General features: G+C 51.1%; 13 protein-coding genes. 9 read left to right on the top strand and 4 right to left on the bottom strand.

Annotation, left to right across the window (positions count from 1 at the left end):
• Positions 1 to 393 precede the first annotated feature (393 nt).
• Entirely contained in the window at positions 394 to 2595 is a 2202-nt protein-coding gene (locus KJF94_RS28055; RefSeq protein WP_214380231.1) for a DUF927 domain-containing protein, read from the bottom strand.
• Positions 2592 to 3701 (bottom strand): site-specific integrase, encoded by a 1110-nt coding sequence (locus KJF94_RS28050; RefSeq protein ID WP_214380230.1) that lies wholly within the window; start codon positions 3699 to 3701, stop codon positions 2592 to 2594. The genes KJF94_RS28055 and KJF94_RS28050 overlap by 4 nt, the downstream gene beginning before the upstream one ends.
• Before the next feature lie 601 nt (positions 3702 to 4302).
• Between KJF94_RS28050 and KJF94_RS28045 the strand changes: the two genes are divergently transcribed.
• From KJF94_RS28045 to KJF94_RS28025, 5 genes are all read left to right on the top strand, one after another.
• Positions 4303 to 5301, top strand: coding sequence for a PD-(D/E)XK nuclease family protein (locus tag KJF94_RS28045; protein ID WP_214380229.1), 999 nt, complete (start codon positions 4303 to 4305; stop codon positions 5299 to 5301).
• 138 nt (positions 5302 to 5439) lie between these two features.
• On the top strand, positions 5440 to 7056 hold the full coding sequence (locus KJF94_RS28040; RefSeq protein ID WP_214380228.1) for an AAA family ATPase: 1617 nt from the start codon (positions 5440 to 5442) through the stop codon (positions 7054 to 7056).
• Complete coding sequence (locus tag KJF94_RS28035) at positions 7053 to 8075, top strand: hypothetical protein (protein WP_214380227.1); 1023 nt, start codon at positions 7053 to 7055, stop codon at positions 8073 to 8075. The genes KJF94_RS28040 and KJF94_RS28035 overlap by 4 nt, the downstream gene beginning before the upstream one ends.
• A 691-nt stretch (positions 8076 to 8766) precedes the next feature.
• Positions 8767 to 9846 carry a hypothetical protein gene (locus tag KJF94_RS28030; RefSeq protein WP_214380226.1) on the top strand — a complete coding sequence of 360 codons (1080 nt, stop codon included), beginning with the start codon at positions 8767 to 8769 and terminating at the stop codon, positions 9844 to 9846.
• A 72-nt stretch (positions 9847 to 9918) separates the two neighbouring features.
• A complete protein-coding gene (locus KJF94_RS28025; protein ID WP_214384968.1) occupies positions 9919 to 10710 on the top strand; it encodes a TSUP family transporter in 792 nt (263 codons plus the stop codon).
• Positions 10711 to 10795: 85 nt separating this feature from the next.
• Here KJF94_RS28025 and KJF94_RS28020 read toward each other — a convergent pair whose 3' ends face one another.
• Positions 10796 to 11245 carry a carboxypeptidase regulatory-like domain-containing protein gene (locus KJF94_RS28020; protein ID WP_214380225.1) on the bottom strand — a complete coding sequence of 150 codons (450 nt, stop codon included), beginning with the start codon at positions 11243 to 11245 and terminating at the stop codon, positions 10796 to 10798.
• Between the two features lie 261 nt (positions 11246 to 11506).
• Here KJF94_RS28020 and KJF94_RS28015 point away from each other — a divergent pair, with 261 nt between their 5' ends.
• The 4 genes from KJF94_RS28015 (at position 11507) to KJF94_RS28000 (ending at position 14514) form a co-directional block, all read left to right on the top strand.
• Positions 11507 to 12565, top strand: a complete 1059-nt coding sequence (locus tag KJF94_RS28015; protein WP_214380224.1) for a PDDEXK nuclease domain-containing protein — start codon at positions 11507 to 11509, stop codon at positions 12563 to 12565.
• 69 nt (positions 12566 to 12634) lie between these two features.
• Positions 12635 to 13618: an alpha/beta hydrolase family protein gene (locus KJF94_RS28010; protein ID WP_214380223.1), complete on the top strand. Its 984-nt coding sequence runs from the start codon at positions 12635 to 12637 to the stop codon at positions 13616 to 13618.
• 20 nt (positions 13619 to 13638) lie between these two features.
• On the top strand, positions 13639 to 14055 hold the full coding sequence (locus KJF94_RS28005) for a hypothetical protein (RefSeq protein ID WP_084318230.1): 417 nt from the start codon (positions 13639 to 13641) through the stop codon (positions 14053 to 14055).
• Between the two features lie 6 nt (positions 14056 to 14061).
• Positions 14062 to 14514: a hypothetical protein gene (locus KJF94_RS28000; protein ID WP_214380222.1), complete on the top strand. Its 453-nt coding sequence runs from the start codon at positions 14062 to 14064 to the stop codon at positions 14512 to 14514.
• 78 nt (positions 14515 to 14592) lie between these two features.
• Here KJF94_RS28000 and KJF94_RS27995 read toward each other — a convergent pair whose 3' ends face one another.
• Positions 14593 to 14919: a hypothetical protein gene (locus tag KJF94_RS27995; RefSeq protein ID WP_214380221.1), complete on the bottom strand. Its 327-nt coding sequence runs from the start codon at positions 14917 to 14919 to the stop codon at positions 14593 to 14595.
• Positions 14920 to 14979 lie beyond the last annotated feature (60 nt).

Below are 14979 nucleotides of genomic sequence, written 5' to 3'. Positions count from 1 at the left end.
CAAACATAGCGTTCGAAGCAGAAAAGATGATGTTCGCAAACGGCTATCCACACCGGCAGCTTTTGGCCGTTCTCTCCCAGTCATGGCCACGCAGTGTGATGATCGAATCCGATGGAAATGATTGGTCAGGTCGAATGCAAATGGGGGGTAAGTCTGTTCAATTATCCAGACAGGTAACCGCTGATACCACCGAAAGGCCGCTGTAGTACTGCCCCGTCCTTCGGGGCTTCGACAGCTACACCAAGAAACCGGTACAGGGCGATGAAGCTCAATCGTAGGTAAGCATCGTGAAAGCCCCACGTCTTCCCAGGAGAACGCAGGGCTTAGTGCTGAGTGGGTGAACGGTCGCAGGCCGGAGGGATGATTCAGGTCAAATCGATCAGGCTAAAGCCCTCACGCCTCAAGCAATTCAATTGCCTCGAAACGCTCCCGTTCCTCAGACCACTCGATCTGATGTTCCAGCAACCATTCGGTTCGGAGGTGGTAATACGGCTCCTTACCTACAGTATTACGCCCACTATCAGCACGAAAAATCAGATCATCTTCCTTGAATCGCTTGCTGATGGTTTCAACTTGATTGCTGCCTGGAAAAATATCTTCCAAAAACTCTTTGGCAATCATCAACGTGGGCATGCCACCGCTTTGATCTTTGTGGCGATACAACGGCAAACCGGATTTTGGCGTGGAGAGCGGTATGCGCTTTTGCGAAGTTAGTGCATCGGCCAGCACAAACAGATGATTCCAACGAGTGGTGACCCAGCGATGAGCACACACCAGCACCCCATTAAAGAGGTCATCCGAATCCACATACTGTTCGCTGAATACGCCATTTCGCAAGGCCACTTCCCCTGCCAACGCTGCAAGCGCAAATCGCCATAACACTCGATCCGCACCGTCCTTGCTGACGTAACGAGGCAATGCGTCAGCGAGTTCCCAGTGCCTGTTGGCAAGCTCCTGCTCCCAGCTTTGGCTTTTCATTTCAACCAAAAGAGCTCGGACAAACGCCGGGGCCACCGTACCGTAGTGCTGCGAAATAGATGCAGAAAGCGCTTTTTTTATGTCGTCCGGCAGGAAGGCGAAGTCGTCTGTATCTTCCCCTTCAAAGCTGACATCGCCACCCCCGACATTGATATCCACACCTCGATCAAAAATGCCCTGCTTGGCGTTACGGCTGACCAACGACATGATGGATACTTCACCGGTCGTCAGGACGAACAACGTTTTAGGCGGCGACTCTTGCACATCCCCATTGCTGGCAAGCCGAGTACGGCAACTGCCATTGGCCGTTTCATAGACATAGCTGTCGAGGTCGCCGTAGCTGTTACTACCAATTTCATCAATCAAAAACGGTCCAAGGGACGTTTGCTGGCCTTTGGCCTGAAGCGCTCGTTGTGTTGAACCAAACGTCTCAATCATGGGTTTGCCTACCTGACCGGGTTTACTTTGCCCCGGTGCACCGGTATTGCCATACAGGCTAGCCACTGTAGACAGCAACAAGGTCTTTCCCCGACCTGCTCCTCCGAAGAAGTTGAAGATGCAAGACGACACTCCGGGCACTGAATCGACCATCAACCCTGCCAATCCAAGTTGTAACGCTCCGATAAGTGTGAGGTTCTGACTGACAGGGGCCAGCACAGCATCATTCCACCCACTGAGTGCTCCAATCTGCGAAAGCCTCGGTGCCACGACATCCATGTGAAACAGATCAGGGTCAACCCCAGGAGCCAGCAGCAGCTCCTGCCCACAAGCACAGCCCTCAATTCCCCCGTCCTCACCTCGAATCCATCCCTCAGTGCGTATCCAAACCTGGGTGTCAATGTGATCAAAAGCATCTCGAAGGAGTTCTTTAACAAGAGCCCCCAACAATTTTCGGTCAACAACACTCGGGGTCACAGAAAGTACCAAGTCCGTTAACTTCTTGGAATCTTGAAGGTCAGTATTTTGGATAACGGCCGATATCACGCCATATTTCATCCCTGAACGGCTCAGAATGTTAATCCTCGTAAAGTAGTGCTTCGTGACTGGATCCCGCAATACTTTATCGATCCACATACACGGCGCAACATCCTCCACGTCTTGCTTTTTACGTAATCGGACTTTTTCTAACGAAAACTCAAAGCCCTTGAGCTGACTATGTCTATACATCGCCTCAATCAAACCTATGTCGCAAGACTCAATGAGCTTCAGAAAGTCAAAGGGGTGTGAATGAGGTTCTACGCCGGTCTCAGGCACCGACCATTGACCATGCTCCGAGTGACTGTTAAACCGCCCCAGGTCAACACTTAAGCCGATTCCTTCGAAGGCCTGCTGTAAAAACGCCAGCAATTTATTGTCATTAATATGCTCTCTAGAAAATGGCAAGAAAATGCTAGTAGTCGTTTCAAAGATCAAACACCACTTCCTCAACAGCGGCATAAAGCGATTGCAATCCCGATGCGTTTTTGGCAAATCAAAAATAACTGTACCTTCATTAAACTCAACACTTTGTATACACGCGAGTGTGAGTATTTCACCGTCAAGAGGGGTTCCATTGGCCAATAGCACCGCATAAGCGACGTCATAGCTCAAGTCTTCACTTGAAAAAAACTTCCTCATTGCGCACCCCCAGCACGTAGGGCAAGGGCACTTGAAACACGGCAACTGGCCTTCAACAAATCTGAAGACGCCAAGGCGGAATAACGCTCCGTCATTCTGATCGAGGAGTGACCGAGCAACCCTTGCACGGTGTACAGCGGGATACCATCCTTGACGCAGGCCGAGGCAAAGATATGGCGCAAATCATGGAAGCGTAACGACAAGGGGAGTCCTGCCGCCCCACACGCTTTTTTCCAAGGGCGCACTGGCCGGGTCATGTGCGACGAGCCAAATGACGAAGGAAACAGCCAGCCATCTTTAGGAAAGTCAGCGGTAACGTCGGCAAGCCTATCAAGGACTTCAACGCATTCTTCGCTGAGGGGCACGTGCCTGACACGACCACTTTTGGTCGTCCTCAAGGTGATTTGCTTTAGCGTGAAATCGACATCCGACCACGTCAGGGGTAGTGCCTCCCCCAAGCGCATCCCCGTTAGTAAAAGAAACTCCACGAGGCAGGAGGTCCGAGGAAAACGGTCTTCCAGCCAGTTAACCGCTACGCCGAGGCGATCAATGAGCTCATTGTTGACCTCATACAGCTTAACCGGCACCTCGCGCTTCAGTTTTATGCTGCGGGTGGGATCTTTCTCGCAATAGTCCTGGTCCACCGCAAACCGAAAGATGGAGCGCAGCATGGCCAAATAACGGTTCTTAGTCGCATCACTTAGTGATGGGCGAAGCGATGCCAAAACGGCTTGAATATCCGCTAGGCTGATGGCTTTGATTGCTTTTCTACCCAGAAGTGGTTCAACCACCGAATCGTAGCGTTTACGCTCACGTCCCATGCTGCGCTTGCCGCTGTACTCGCCGGAATGTTCGTACTGCTCGAAGACCTGGGAAAGGGTCAAAGAAGCATTGTTGTAACCAGCTCCTTGAGCTTCCAATGCCTTGATACGGGCCTGAGTCAAAGATAGCTCTTTGGACGTCCCTAACACCATACGTCGACGCCCATTAGTCGTCCCACGGATGCTGTAAGTAACACTATTGGTGCTTGAATAGTTAGTGACAATCAAGTTTTTTACAACAGGATCTCTTCTTTCGTGCTGTTTTGCTGGCGTTGTAACAGGCATGCGAATTCTCCACACAATGTTTTGTGCTGTAAATAATCATTTTGGTGTCCATCTATTAAGTGAATCGCTAATGAAGCTCTTTAGTATTCGTAGTGCGGCAAGCTGTTAAAGTAGGTGCTGGCCGAACTGACTAAAACGAATCTAAAGAGATCTATGTACTTTGCCTAGAGGTTTATTTTTGGGGTGATTGGCTTTTATCGATTTTTCCACAAGATCGGCTCTACTCAAAAACCGTTTTAAGAAGGACATCCTTGCCAAAACGGATGAGCAAATATCGTTCCATATGCAAATTTCGACCCGACGAACGGTAGCAAGGTGGCATTTTCCATGCTCGATCCAGAGAGGTTGGAATTTTCAGTGTTTAGGTCACGCGGTGCGCGTGGTGCGAAACCATGGCGCTTTCTGAACGGGCAGCATCGCCATGAAAGCACTGGATTACCAGACGCTTCGTTTGCTTGTACGCTATGAATCAGCAGCCCGAAAAAGGGTCAAGCCGGAAACCCGAGTAACGCAGACAGTAAGCCGACGAAAAGGCAAGCTCAGCGGATAATGGTCGTCACGGTCCTAGCCTCAAACCACCCACCCACTCAAGGAAGAAACGTTGAATAATCTGTTCATGTACGCCCCCAAGGAACTCAGCACGGATGCTTTCTTAGCGTGGTTTTTCAAGGAACTGGAGGTCAACCCGGATATCGCAGGTTATCGTTCTCAGGTATTCCACGCTTTAGGGCTCATCGCAGAAGGCGAGATACCCGTAAAAACCGAGCCTAAACTCCAATCCGGTAATGTCGATTTACTCCTGACCTTTGAAGTAAATTGCGTGCCTCGCGCCATCCTGTTTGAGAACAAAACCTCATCGACCTTTCATTCTGATCAACTCAATCGCTACCGGGAACGCTTCCCGAATTGCGACAAGTACGTCTACTTTAAAATCGGCTATGTCGATACCTGGGAACGGCAGAATCTACAGGGCTATCAGCTGATATCCGCCCATGATTTCTATCAAGCGGTTAGCTTTTTAGCGCCATACCACCCAATCATCGATCAGTACTGCGCGTTCCTGAAAGACGCCTGGATTTCTAAGGAAGAACAGGTCTTTCAGCGCTTAGCCATCTCCTGCCCAACCGCATTTCAAAGCGCCATCGGTCAACGGCACCTCATCGGTGAGCTCTATGACCAACTCAAGAACAGTGACCCTTCTTTGAAATTCAAGAAAGGCGTCAACATGAACGGTACACCTTGGACTCAGCTGGATATTTGTCGTCGTGAGGGTTACTACGAAGGCAAAAACGAAACCTTATTTTGGAGAGTGGATTCTCGCGCCGGGAGAACCTATCTACGAGTAAATCAGTACGCGGCCATCCCTAAGGACCAGCCCGAAATCGTTACCCAAAAAAAGCGACGCCTTCAAGCGTTGCGCCAGTTAGCAGTCGATATCAGTGCAGATTACAATTTGAAGCCCGGCAAGCTTTCGAATAAAGGTGTGAGAGAAAGCGAAGTGATCATTTTTTTCTTTGATGAGAACCCATATTCCCAGTTCAAAGAACATCTAGTAGATATCACCACAAAGCTTCAATCCCGTTACTACTCGCTGGAATAGCAACATGATTGTGGAATTGATAGGACGCATTCACGACCACCTCGCAATTGCAAATGATGTATATTATAAATTATTTTCCATGCTACTAGAAGAAGCTAGAATAGCTTTAGACCACCACACATAAAATATAGGAAAATCATGTCACGCATTAATTCCTTCGGCGTTCGCGACCTACGAAGTTTTGGCAGTGAACGCAACCTTATCCCACTAAAAACAGTAAACATTCTCGTGGGACGAAACAGCTGCGGCAAAAGCACTTTTCTTCGAACATTTCCTCTTCTACGTCAGTCGATTGAAGCGAATACACGCTCGCCAATACTATGGTATGGCCGATTTGCAGATTTTGGTGATTTCCATACAGCCCTACGCCAAAATGCGAACAGTATATCTTTTGATTTCGATGTCTCACTAGACTTTGCCGGTGATGACTGGGAAAACGCAGATGAATTCTTAGTTGAAATAGAGACTACTCCACCACTTGCTTTTCGACCTAAAATAAAATCCAGCACGGATTTTAATGCAGAAATTTCACTCACATTAAAAAAAGACGCCGCGGAACTAGTAGAAAATACGCTAGACCTTAAAACAAGGAACGTATCAGTACGAATGATATATTCCGAAACTAATGTTAGCAGCTTCACAATCAACTGTAACGAGACAGGAATCAGTGAAAGCTTTTCCATAAAGAAGGTCAGCGTTAATGGAGCACTTATTCCTTTAAGAGTTGTAGGCTGGCGTACAATGACAGTAAACGAAGAAAAGCTTTTCTTAGCTTTCGACCGCCTCAAGCATGAAGGACTTAACAGGCTTGCAACTTACCTGAAAAAATTCCACCATCACTCGAAAAAAGCGACCAATATAAGACTGGAACTTCTCAAATTACCATTGAGCCACAGCGATACGCTTTATGAGAACCTATCAATACTATTCCAACAGGACAAGGTATTCATAAAAAACCTGGAAAAACACGAGAAGGAAATCCTCGCAACCGCTTTTCTCTATCTGACTGTGATTAACACGACGAAATTTCTAAGAGCGACCGACACTCTATTCAAAGACTATTTTAGTGGAGTTCGTTACTCCGGACCTTTGCGAGCCGCAGGGGAAAGATTTTATCGATATCAAGATCTAGAGATTGATGAAGTAGACCATACGGGAGCGAATCTACCGATGGTAATCAACTCAATGTCAGAAGAAAACCAGAAAAGCCTTGGAGCTTGGATTGCGGAACAATTCGGCTTCGAGTTACGTTTATCTAAACAAGGCCTTCACTACGAACTATTAATAAAGGAGAGTACTGACAAGGAGTTTCACAACGTTAGCGACATGGGGTTTGGATACTCTCAAATACTGCCTGTAATCGTATCTATATGGCTGGAATTAGTACCAAAAAAAGGCAAAAGAAAACCATCAAACATCCACAAACGAAATATATGGCCAAGAGTATTAGTACTTGAGCAACCCGAACTTCATTTGCACCCCGCACTTCAATATAAATTTGGAACCGCAATTGCAAAAGTCGCCTCACTAGCAACAAAACATAGTAAATTTTTATTTATCATCGAAACTCACAGCAAACATTTGATTGATGCAATAGGCCAAAGCATTAGAGACGACAAAATTTCGGAAACAAAAGTCAATATCGTTTTATTTGACAAGAATGAAAGCGGCATGACAGAAACTAACCTAGCTGGATTTGACGAGGATGGATACTTGGTTGATTGGCCTATCGGCTTTCTGTCGGTGCAATCATGATACTAGTTATCGAAACACTCCCAGACCTTTCCTTGGACAAGCTGATAAAACTTGCAGCCATTGACAACATATTAAAGGCACACGGCGAAGGAAAGCACTTCTTATGGATGCCCTACGAACTCGTTATTAGCTACTTAGCGATAAAAGAGCTGAGCTACTATTCGAAAAGAGTTCTTGACGACTTACAGAGCCAAGTGAATGAAACCAAATCTTTGCTGAGAAAACTTGAGCTATATGTAAATGTCCATTTCGACGACAAATTTACATTAAATTATGTTTCCGGAACATGGCACATTGGCTATGGCCACTTTCGGGATAGCGAATCACTCCAACTGCCAATTTTATTAACAGAAAACGACGATGATGGCGAAGTATTTATACATGGTGCCAAAGCGTACATCGCTAAACTAAAACTAGGTGCGTGCGACATAAAACTTGAAACAGCTTCAGGAGGAGGCGACACTACTCATAAAATGTTTGAAAAATTGAATCTGAAGTCCACTCGTTTTTTTGCATGCATCGTCGATAGCGACAAAGACCACCCCAAAGCTAAATTAGGCAGCACCGCAAAAAAATTTAAAAAAACGCAAGCTGGTTACTCAGAAAAAAGATATTTTGAAGTTTTAGAGTGCCATGAAATCGAAAACATCTTACCTTTTTCGCTGGTGAGGGAAGTAGCAGGAGCGGAATGTAAATCTTCCCTAATCTTCAGCAACTCTAAATATCACGAACTCAGAAAATATCCAGACCATAAAAATGGACTTTCCGTAGGAGAGGCGTTGAAAGCTGATGAGTCTTATCGTGGCGAATATTGGAGTCAATTCAGTAAACACAATGAAAATGAAGTGATTTGCCCAGGATTTGGTGAGAATTTATTATCTAGTTGCTTAACATATCTTGCCTCAAAAAGTTCAAGATCAATTTCAGAGATGATTGACGAGCGATTAGACAGTGAGTGGCTTCGCGTCACAAAAATCGTCGCCCAATGGGGCGTGAGCACGAGACGAGTAATAAACTGAGCAGCTACTATGGGAAGATTGTCGTATCCGCCTCCACACCCACAACGGGATGCTCTGGTTTACTCACTCTCGCTCACCTCATCAGGAGGGGTTCGTAGAGGTTGATATAAATTAGACGACTGAAATTCTGATACACAAATGTCACGCGGTACGCGCGGTGCGTCAAAAACCAGCCTCAATCGCACACCACGCTCCGGTGCTCCTCCGGTACGTCCGGAAGGTTTTGAAGCCATCTGGCCCGTTTCTGGCCGGGCACGACGCTGGCGAATTTGAGATAGGGCAAGGATTACCAGCCGTTGCTCGAATGCGAAAGGAGGTTCACAGGTTTTGAAAATCCCCGTGTCGGCGGTTCGATTCCGTCTCTGGGCACCAAATACCGAAAACCCTGAATCGCAAGATTCAGGGTTTTTTTATGCCCGGGATTTGATAGGGCACTGTTCCAGTCACCCTCGAAGCGCCGGACGAAGCATCAATTCCCCACCTACTATCGCCACGTCAGCAAGCGCCTGTAACGGCTTGCCGAAGCTGAGTGCCGAGAAGCATCAGCCCTTTCTGGAAGTCTCTCGGGTCTACCGGAACGCTCCGTATGCTTTAAGGGAAATGGATGACATACGCTGATCATCGGATTGGGCAGAATCGGCGGAGGAGCTGCCGCATAACCGGGAGCAGATACACAACAGGGACGTAGACAATGACTGACGCCATCAAACAGGATGTCGAAACCGCTGAGCTTTTCACTGAACAGGAAATCAGAATTTTCAGCTTTGATATTCGGCAGTCAATATTGCTTCACAGGTTCGCCGAAGAACTGGCCGCCATCGGCGGGCCGCAGGCACCAGGCGCCAGGTCCAAAGCCTCTCTGGCAGCCACCGAATTAAAGTTCTCGTTTTCGAAAGACCAATGCGAGCTGCTGGCGGCCTACTCCAATGGGCTTGTTTGCGTGCTGATCTTTGAAGGGCTGCAAAAAATCACCGATGCCAGCCCTCCAAATGAACTACCAGACCTGGCATCCCTGGAAAATCGATACGACGTCCTTTGCCTGGCCGCCCGCAATCAGATCTTGTTGAAACTGGTGGATAACAGTGCCTTTGCCTATGACATGGACAACGAAGGAAAACTGGTTCGATTGGTCGCCAACTTGAAGGGTGGCGGACTCACCAAAATCAATGCCGAGCCGGAAATCAAAGAATTGAGTTCCCATTCCGGCCTCGCGCTGGGCCCGCATACCGAGGCGCCTTACTGGTGCGCCGTGAACGCGAAAGACGGGCACTCGCCCTCTCCGTCGTCGCTCATACTTTCCGCCCTGTGGAACCCGAGCCTGGAACCTACACGGGTCATTCCGCTGCCTCCCGTATTAGAAAAAATCGGTGTCACCCACTGCCTCGCATTGACCACGGGCAACTTCCAATTCACTCGTAGCGACTCCTTTGTCAGTGGCAAAGGGGAAAATGGCCGTAACGTTTCGATTCTGGAGTTTGACGACAAGGTCGGGTTCGCAGCCCGCTTCAACTCGTATCGCTTTTCGGTCAACGACAACGCCTCGAATTTTGTCAAAACGGCCTACGCCACCCTTTGCCAAGGGGTAAGCGAAGCAACTCCAGTCGAGTACACGCTGACGCAAGAATCGGCCATGGTCATCAATAACGTCCGGGCCCTGCACTGTCGCGATGTCATTAAGGACAACAGACGGGTCCTGGTTCGTATTTTCGGGCTTTCGAAATTTTCTTCCTCTGTCGTTATTTCAGAGGACCCGTTACTGCTGCAGGGCTGATTTTTAAGTGCTCAAGCTGCTGTAGGACCAGTCATGTGAATGCTGGCCAATAACTATAAAAGAGGGAATGAAATGTCTTGGGATTTGATAGGGATGTTGGCGCTTGTCGCCTTTTGCGCCGGTTTTTTTGATGCGATTGCCGGTGGTGGGGGCTTGATCACCTTGCCTGCATTGTTTCTGGCCGGTGTAGATCCGATCAGTGCCATTGCAACGAACAAGTTCCAGGCCGCTTCAGCAACAGTTTCGGCCACTGTGACCTTCGCTCGCAAAGGAATGATCGAGTGGCGCGAAGGGCGCTTCCTGGTGATCTGTGGATTTATTGGCGGCGCCAGTGGTGCCTTGCTGGTCAGCTCTGTGGATAAGCGATATCTGGAAGTTTGCGTGCCTGTCATGCTGATTCTGGTGGCTCTCTATTTTGCTTTCTCTCCCAAGCTGGCCAATGAAGATCGACGCAAGAGAATCGGCATTCTGCTTTTTTCGTTTACCGTCGCGCCGGTCCTGGGCTTTTACGACGGTATATTTGGCCCCGGTGTGGGCTCTTTCTTCATTGTCGGGTTTGTACTTCTCTGCGGCTTGGGCATGATGCGGGCCATGAGTTTTACCAAACTGGCCAACGCCTCATGCAACCTGGGCTCTTTGTCGGTCTTCATTACCAAGGGTGTGATTATTTGGCCGATTGCCATAGCCATGGCTCTGGCGGCCTTCATCGGCGCTCAATTAGGTGCACGAGCCGCTGTTCGCGTCGGTCCACGGCTGATCAAACCCATGTTGATCGTGGTCTGCTGCGCCTTGGCCATCAAGCTGCTGAGCATAGAAACCAATCCCTTGCGCGTCGCGGTCCTTGAATCGTTGGCTTCGCTTTGATTACCGGTGCGGCGCTGACCAGTTCTTGCCTACAACTTTGATCGCAGCTGACCGCGCGCAATGCTTTTGCCTCTTTCACTCGCCTCTATTCGGCGCTGTTCCAATGAAAGACCAGATTGCGAGCCGCACCACTTCCCACATCAGCCGTATCACGTCGTTCCTCGCCATTGCGCGTTGCGACTACGGTGTACTTGCCAGGCGGCAATTGAACGTAAACCAGCGGGCCAGCCTCACTCAGGGTGAGCACGGTTTGCCCTTGCGCTTTTTGAATGGCCACCTCTACATCGGGGACGTATTTATTCTCCGGCCCGATCGCAAACGTCATGTGCAGGTTGTAACCGGTGGTCTGCTGGATAGCCTTCGCCTCATCTTCGCCGACGCCACCGGAAAGATTGGTAATCCCGTTTTGCTCCTGCCGCTGAACTTGAACGCCTGAACTGTCGATCGGCTCCAGACTGGCCGCCTGCAGCATGACGGGAAACATCAACAGCCCCACGGCAGCGAGCGGCAGAATGAATGCAAGGACGTGTTTCATGATCGGCACTCCCGGGTTCCGCAGAACCCATTCGTTACCTTATTTTTGATTTCCCTGTGTGCGGGCGGTTTTAGATTGATTGGATCTTGGGGGCACTGCGAAATGGACTACGCATTGTATTCCCCCAGTACGGGTTGCCGTCGGAGCGATCCCGCAAAACCAATCGGGCTTTCCTTCCCATTTCTCAGCCGCGCCCGGCATCGTCGACCAACCCGCCTCTGCAATCTTCTTCTGCCTGTTCACATAGACGCGGAAGACCTCATGAGCGCACTCAAACCCGATAACACTCAAGACCCACAACTCGCCTCGCTATTAGGCAATCTTGGCGAACTGATCCGTGAGGCACGGCAGAAGGTGCTGCGGACGGTCGATACCGTTCAGGTGCAAACCTGCTGGCAGATTGGGAGGCATATTGTGGAGTTTGAGCAGGAGGGAGCCCGGCGGGCGGGTTATGGGAAGCAGTTGCTGGCAACGCTGGCGCAGAGCCTGACAGCAGAGTTCGGGAAGGGATTTGACAACTCTAATCTTCGCTACATGCGCCTGTTTTACCAAGCATTCCCAATTCGTGACGCACTGCGTCACGAATTGAGCTGGACCCACTACCGCAGGTTGCTGCGAGTCGATAGCGACACGGCACGCACATGGTATATGGACGAAGCTGCCAACCAAAACTGGTCTAGCCGCGCTCTGGAACGCCAGATCAACACCCTCTACTACGAACGCCTGCTGACAAGCCGCGACCGGCCTGCCGTCAAACAGGAAGCCGCCACCAATATCAAAAAACTGAATGCGCACCCTCGGGACTTCATCAGGGATCCGGTGATGCTGGAGTTTCTTGGCTCGACCAGCGCAGGCTTGACTCAGGAAACCAATCTCGAACAGGCACTGATCCATCAGCTTCAAGCTTTTCTGCTTGAACTGGGCAAGGGCTTTGCCTTCATCGCCCGCCAACAACGCGTCAGCACCGAAAGCAAAGACTTCTACATTGATCTGGTGTTCTACAACTACCTGCTCAAGTGTTTCGTCATCTTCGATCTCAAGCGCGGCGAGCTGACTCATCAAGACGTAGGCCAAATGGACATGTACGTGCGCATGTATGACGACCTCAAACGCGGACCGGAGGATGGTCCCACCGTTGGCATCATTCTCTGCGCGCGAAAAGATGAATCAGTGGTTCGCTACTCGGTGTTGAAAGACAACGAACAACTCTTCGCCAGCAAATACAAAACAGTCCTGCCCAGCGAAGAGGAACTGCGCGCGGAACTGGACAGGGAACAGGCGGCAATCGAGGAGCGACTGATCGATCTGCTCCCCCTGTAACCGCGGATGGATTGTTCATAAGCAGCGTGAAGACTATCGTTGGCAGCTACCCGCAAAGGTCCGAAGTCGATGAATTTGCAGCAGGACACGTCACTGGCCCCCACTCAAATCGAGTTGCCGCTGCCAGCCTCCGCTTCTGGCGAACCGTTCAAGGAGCCCGCCGCAGACGGTTTCATCCTCGGCGGTTTCACCTGGCGGCACGCCGCTCAGGACATTGCGCGCCCGGTCGTCATCATCAACGCCGCCACCTCCGTCCGCTGCCGGCATTACTCGCGCTTCGCCGATTATCTATTCGCCAACGGCTTCGACGTCATCACCTACGATTACCGCGGCATTGGCGAATCACGCCCTGCATCATTAAAAAATCTCGACGCTTCATGGTCCGACTGGGGCGCGCTGGATTTCGAGGCGATGCTCAAGCGCGCTCAGCGTGAATTCCCCGGCCAGCCCATCGATGTCGTCGGCCACAGCTTTGGAGGCTGTGCAGCGGGCCTGGGCGCTTCAGGACATGTGATCCGGCGCTTGGTGACCGTCGGTGCGCAATTCGCTTACTGGCGCGATTATGCGCCTGCTCATCGCTGGCGGATGTTTGGCAAATGGCATGTGGTGATGCCGCTGATCACGATGATCTGCGGATATTTTCCCGGAAAGCGCCTTGGCTGGCTGGAAGACACCCCTGCCGGAGTGGTTCGCGACTGGGCCACGCCCACCGGCCGATACGAAACGCGCCCCAGCGGTCGAGCCATCGCCGCCAGGGCCGGCGCACTACCCTTCGCGACGATGACCGCTAAAACCCTCGCCATCAGCATTACCGACGACCCTTACGGCACCATTGAAGCCATCGAGCGCCTGCTCCGCTACTTCAGCGGCGGTACGAACACCCACCTGCGAATCGCCCCCGAAGACATCGGCGAAGCAGAAGTCGGACATTTCGCCTTTTTTCGTAGCGCATACCAAGCCACACTATGGCCCATTGCATTGTCCTGGCTGCAAAACGGCGATCTGCCCCCCGATACCCCCGGGCGGACAGTACCGCGCAGCGAGTCCTTTTAACGCACGACGGATCAAATCCCATGGCCTCCGCCAACAAGCAGCAAAAACGCGCCACCCGCGCCAAAGCCAAGGCCAAGCAGAACCGCACCCAACGGGCTGCTGCGCCGGTCGAGCTGGATCCGAACGACGATCGTATCGACTTTGAATCGGTGGACCTCACCGAACTGTTCAAGAAAATGATCGACGCTGAAAAAACCAGTCAGCAAGCCATGTGCGTCGCGTTCCTCGAAGATCCATTGCTGGAACTGGTGTACGAGCAGGAAGGTGAAGAAGGCGCGATGGATTTCATCCTCGCCGCGCTGATCGAGTATCGCCAATGGTCCACCGAAGTCGACGAAGCGGGCGCCCTGGCGTGGATCGAATCCCCGGCCTTCCAGGCCGACTATGTAGCGGCTTCCGACATCATCGCAGCCCAAACCCAACAGAAACCGAACTGAGTTCCCATGGCATCCCTGAACAAGCAACAGAAACGCGCCAAACGCGCCAAGATCAAAGCCCGGCAGATCAATATCCACGGCAGAAAACCCGCCGCACTGGACGATGACCTGGGCGACATCGGCGAGCCGATCCCGGAATACACCCTGGCGATGTTCAGCAAGATGCGCGACGCGGAGGCCACCAGTCGCAGCGATATGCTGCTGACGCTGCTGTCGGACCTCGCGCAAATCATCAGCGACCATCCAGAACTGCTGGACATGGAAAACGCCGACAACGAAGCCATGGCCGCCACCCACCTGGCCGCCGACATGCTGATCGACTACCGCATGTGGGCCGACGGCATGGACCGCGATGCCGCCCAGGCCTGGCTAACCGATCCGCAGTTCATCACCGACTTCGGCGATGCGCTGGACAGCTATCGCCAGTCGCTGGACGCGCAGGAAGAAAAAGCCGAGTAAGCACGGTCGTCAGAAACAAAAACGGCCGCCTGTCATCACTGACAGCGGCCGTTTTTGTGCAAACCTGAAAAACAACAATCAGGCAGCGACAGCATCCAGACGCGGGATTTCTATCCCGACCTTGGCACTGGCGTAGCTCAGGTCGCCGCTGGCGATGGACTGAGCCTTGAAGCCGGCGCCGATCAGGTCGCGCACGTACAGCTTGTTGTAGATGAACATGAACACGAAGTTGCTGAGGCCGAACGTGAAGCAGGCGACGATGAACATGATCGCTGCCCACTTGATGTCGCCACGGAACAGTGGCGGCAGGAAGCCAAAGAAAAACACGGTCCACGAGAAGCCGATCGGGGCTTCCTTCATGGCTCCGGTGTTAGGGTTTTTGAACACAACCGATGTAAACGCCATGCCTGTCTCTCCTTGATGCCCCAATGGGTTGGCTGAATGGCCGGGCTAGCTCCATGCAGC

Source organism: Pseudomonas hormoni (assembly GCF_018502625.1).
GTDB lineage: Bacteria > Pseudomonadota > Gammaproteobacteria > Pseudomonadales > Pseudomonadaceae > Aquipseudomonas > Aquipseudomonas hormoni.
Note: the sequence above shows the minus strand (reverse complement) of the source record. Positions and strands in the feature narration are given on the sequence as shown.